Origin of the sequence: Paraburkholderia sp. SIMBA_027, from assembly GCF_046535315.1 — a bacterium.
In the GTDB taxonomy this organism is placed as follows: domain Bacteria; phylum Pseudomonadota; class Gammaproteobacteria; order Burkholderiales; family Burkholderiaceae; genus Paraburkholderia; species Paraburkholderia tropica.
The window spans coordinates 1-265 of sequence record NZ_JAWRWY010000766.1; the positions used below are offsets into that span (position 1 = coordinate 1).

Sequence of the window (265 nt, forward strand, 5' to 3'; positions counted from 1 at the left end):
ATTCAATCCGCAATTACAACCGCAATCCGACCCGCCGACTTGATCTGGAAGTGGAAATCTCAGTGCGTGACGATGTCGACCAGGCGCTGGCCGCACTGCGCAATCTCGCCGTTGCCGACCCGCGCGCGCTGCAAAAGCCCGCGCCGCAGGTGATGGTGGCCCGTTTCGACGACAGCACCGTGGTCCTGAACATCCGCGTGTGGACCAGCATCGACGCGTTCTGGGACATCCGCTGGGATCTCGCTCGCCAGGTCCGTCAAACGCT

1 pseudogene is annotated in these 265 nt (G+C 62.6%); it reads left to right on the plus strand.

From position 1 onward, the window contains the following. Positions 1–265: pseudogene (locus SB764_RS41115) on the plus strand (mechanosensitive ion channel family protein); the annotation flags it as partial.